Source organism: Bacteroidia bacterium (assembly GCA_025056095.1).
GTDB lineage: Bacteria > Bacteroidota > Bacteroidia > JANWVE01 > JANWVE01 > JANWVE01.
The window spans coordinates 1-3,812 of record JANWVW010000254.1 but is presented as its reverse complement, the minus strand read 5'-3'; the positions used below and the strand labels follow the sequence as shown (position 1 = coordinate 3,812).

General features: G+C 39.5%; 6 protein-coding genes. 4 read left to right on the top strand and 2 right to left on the bottom strand.

Annotation, left to right across the window (positions count from 1 at the left end; all coding sequences use genetic code 11):
* Positions 1-190: 190 nt before the first annotated feature.
* On the bottom strand, positions 191-664 hold the full coding sequence (locus NZ519_12935) for a tetratricopeptide repeat protein (GenBank protein MCS7029659.1): 474 nt from the start codon (positions 662-664) through the stop codon (positions 191-193).
* Positions 665-734: 70 nt separating this feature from the next.
* Here NZ519_12935 and NZ519_12930 point away from each other — a divergent pair, with 70 nt between their 5' ends.
* Positions 735-1,763, top strand: a complete 1,029-nt coding sequence (locus NZ519_12930; GenBank protein ID MCS7029658.1) for a CBS domain-containing protein — start codon at positions 735-737, stop codon at positions 1,761-1,763.
* Here NZ519_12930 and NZ519_12925 read toward each other — a convergent pair.
* On the bottom strand, positions 1,747-1,884 hold the full coding sequence (locus tag NZ519_12925; protein MCS7029657.1) for a hypothetical protein: 138 nt from the start codon (positions 1,882-1,884) through the stop codon (positions 1,747-1,749). The genes NZ519_12930 and NZ519_12925 overlap by 17 nt on opposite strands.
* Positions 1,885-1,919: 35 nt before the next feature.
* On the opposite strand from NZ519_12925, the gene rfbD reads away from it, so the two are divergent.
* From rfbD to NZ519_12910, 3 genes are read left to right on the top strand one after another with little or no spacing between them, the layout of a single operon-like run.
* Entirely contained in the window at positions 1,920-2,792 is an 873-nt protein-coding gene (gene rfbD / locus NZ519_12920; GenBank protein ID MCS7029656.1) for a dTDP-4-dehydrorhamnose reductase, read from the top strand.
* 13 nt (positions 2,793-2,805) lie between these two features.
* Positions 2,806-2,982, top strand: coding sequence for a hypothetical protein (locus NZ519_12915; protein MCS7029655.1), 177 nt, complete (start codon positions 2,806-2,808; stop codon positions 2,980-2,982).
* 37 nt (positions 2,983-3,019) lie between these two features.
* Positions 3,020-3,766: a cyclase family protein gene (locus tag NZ519_12910; protein MCS7029654.1), complete on the top strand. Its 747-nt coding sequence runs from the start codon at positions 3,020-3,022 to the stop codon at positions 3,764-3,766.
* Positions 3,767-3,812 lie beyond the last annotated feature (46 nt).

Below are 3,812 nucleotides of genomic sequence, written 5' to 3'. Positions count from 1 at the left end.
AGCGTAGCCCGAAGCACGCCGACCTTGCCCACACAAGCACAAGCGAAGTGTGGGCAAGGGCACGCCCAAAAAAATAAAAATTCAATCCTCACATAAACTCATCTTTATCTTTCACACAAAACCAAAATAGAGTTGATACAAAACAAAGCCGTTTGATAACAAACAAAAAAGCCTTAGTTTGGCACAGATACTACTTACAATTGATATTTTTTAACATCACGGCTTGTTGATACACCATTTTATGCTCGGATTTTATCCCTTTTTTTTCAAAAGCCGCAATAGATTTGGTAGCCGCTTCACAAGCTTTGGCTTCCTCCTTACTCATGTCATAGGCAGCCGCCATAGCACAATACGCAAGAGCGTGGTCAGGGTCAAGTGCAACTGTTTTTTGAAAGTTTTCTATCGTTTTAGGATAAGGGGATTTTTCTATAGCCATGTAAGCTCTGCCCATCCAATAAAAAGCTTCTGCATTTTTCTTATCTAATTGAATAGCCTTTTCTAAATCGGCTATTGCCCCTGTATAATCTCCTGTATTGACCTTAGCTTGTGCTTGCTCTAGTAGCTTGTTAAACTCTGCCGAGCTGGCTTTTTTCTTTGAGCAACCAAATAGCGTTAAAATTAAGGTTGTTACTAAGAGCAAAGCAAAGGCTGCGGAAATTTTCATAGCTCAAAAGTAGGTAAATTTTTTGATACGCAAAAAAAGTATAGTTTTGCACTCTGTTAGAATACAAAAAATGGAACTCTATTTAGATTCGGTGGACTTCAAAGAGATAGATGCCGCTTTGGATTTGGGCATCATCACAGGTTTAACGACGACGCCAACTTTTATGCACAGGCACGGCATCACAGATATAGATGGCGCAATTGTAAAATTATCTGAAAAGGTACCGCTACTTCACGTAGAAGCGCTGGGTGCTACCGCAGATGAAATTATCAAAGAAGCTGAACGGTTGTTAGCTCTACCTTTACATTCAAAATGTACCTTAGTGTTCAAAATACCAATTTCTAACGAAGGCGTAAAAGCATGCAAAAAACTTTCTTTGCAAGGGCAGTTGGTTAATGTACATTTAATTTACACGCTTAATCAAGCTTACATGGCAATGGAAGCAGGCGCAGCGTACGTTTGTCCATTAGTAGGTAGACTGCATGACCAAGGACATGACGCCATGAAACTTATTGAAGACTGCGTACAAACCGTAGAAGTTTATGGATACGATACCAAAGTAATGGTTTCTTCGGTAAGACACGCTGAACACGTAAGACAAGCCATTTTGCTTGGCGCCCATGCGTGTACCGTACCTTGGAGCGTTATGCAAAAACTTTGCGACAACACTCTTACTACGCTTGGCATAGACCAATTTTTTGAACATACTCGCTTGATGACTATCCGAGTTAAAGAAGTTATACGCCCCCAAAATCCTACTGTAACGCTTAAACAAACACTTCTTGATGCTATGGTCCAAATGACCGATTCAAAGCTTGGAGCAGTTTCAGTGGTAGATGACTTTGGCAAACTTGTGGGCATTTTTACAGATGGCGATATCCGTAGGCAACTTAAAGAAAAAGGTAAATCCATCACAGAAGCTAAAATGAGCGACTTTTCTTATCATCCGCCGATTACCATCAACGCTGACGCACTGCTGTATGAAGCTGTCAATCTATTTCGCCAACATCAAATAGATAATATCATTGTTACAGAAAACAATACACCAATTGGAATGTTGGATATACAAGACCTTGTCAAACTTAAATTGATAGGATAAAATTGCGTGAGGCATGCGGAGGGTGGGCGTTAGCCCAGTGCGGAGCGCAGCGCAGCACCGAAGCGAAGCGTAGCCCGAAGCACGCCGACCTTGTGGGCATGAGCGCAAGCGAAACGCCCACAAGGACACGCCCAAAAATAAAACATTCAAAAAAATATGAACATTCTCGTAACAGGAGCATCAGGACAACTCGGTAAATCCATACAATACGTGCATCAACAAAAATTTGCACATCTCAATATCTTATACGCAGATAGAAACATAATTAACCTCACTCAACCTCAAACATTTGATATATTTGTCAGTACGCATAAAATAGACGTTTGCATCAATGCCGCTGCTTACACTGCTGTGGATAAAGCAGAACAAGAAATTAACCTCGCCACTCAAATTAACACTAACGCCGTAGAACAAATAGCCATAACTTGCCAAAGAAAAAATATCCGACTAATACACCTTTCTACCGATTTTGTGTTTGATGGGCAAAAAAATACCCCCTACACTGAAACGGATGCTACTTATCCGCTCAATATCTACGGCAGAACAAAACGCAACGGCGAACTCGCCATCATAGAAAACTGCGAAAATTATATTATTATCCGAACTTCTTGGCTATACTCGCCCTTCGGACATAATTTTTTTAATACCATCACTCGCTTAGGCAAAGAAAAAAAACAACTTAACGTAGTCTATGACCAAGTAGGCACACCTACATATACAATACATTTAGCCGAAGCCCTCTTACAAATATGTATGCACTTTCCTTCTTCAAAAGGGATTTTTCATTACAGTAACGAAGGAGTATGCTCATGGTATGACTTTGCTTATCAGATTGTAGCGATGCAAAATTTAGATTGTCAAGTTTTACCTATTTTATCTGCACAGTATCCTACCTTAGCACAGCGACCTGCCTATTCTGTCCTTGATAAAAATAAAACAAAACAAACTTTTAACCTTTCTATACCACACTGGTCAGAAGGATTGAAAGAGTGTATTGCTTTGCGAAATACTATCAACCTTTTGCTTTGAGAATAAATTTTTTGTGGATAAGAAAGTAGATTCATCTTGGGCGTGCCCCTCACTGGTGCAAGGTGTGGGGCATTCTGCACGTAGCCCGCAGCACGCCGACCTTGTGGGCATGAGCGTAGCGAAACGCCCACAAGGGCACGCCCAAAAAATCCTAGTGCTTAAACTGTTACAAAATTCATCTCTGTTTTGAAAACGCGCAATATACTTCGTATATTTACGTTGTACTTATGAATATATCCAAAATTTTACTTCAAAATCCAATACCTTTGTATACTATCATAAGCCGTGAAAAAGGCAAAAACCCTAATTGCTACTTTATTGATGAACCTGAATTTACACCCTACGAAACGGAGAATTTTATCGCAAATGTAGCCCAAGGGGGTAGTGTCAATTGCGAATACATTCGTTTCTGCGCACATGGCAACGGTACTCATACAGAATGCTTCGGACATGTTTCTAAATCATTTTATTCTATCCAAAACGTCAAAATTCCATTTCTGATGCTTGCACAATTGATCACAATAGAACATGAGGAGACATCAACACAATATCCTATTCATTATCTTCCAATTCAAAAAATAAAAAATGGAGTACCTGCTTTAATTGTTAGAGTTGAATATGATTTGCAATACAAGATTAAATACAATTTTGACGGTAAAAATTTTTCAGGTAAAAATCCTCCATTTTTCACTAAAAGCTTAATACAACGCTTGAAGGCTATTGGCATTCAACACTTACTTACTAATCTTCCTTCCATTGACCCTGAAAAAGACGACGGAAAGTTAGAAGCCCATCTTGCTTTTTGGGGCATGCAAAACCGAGAAAGTATTCCGCTCTATCCGAATGATACCATTACTGAACTTTGCCAAATTCCTGATACACTTGAAGATGGCTTGTATGCTCTACACTTGGGATTAAGCCCATTTGAAAGTGATGCTGTCCCTTCTATGCCTGTCCTTTTTAACCTTGATTAACTTAAAACAGCATTATGATAGTAGATAAACTTATCCCTTATCTCAA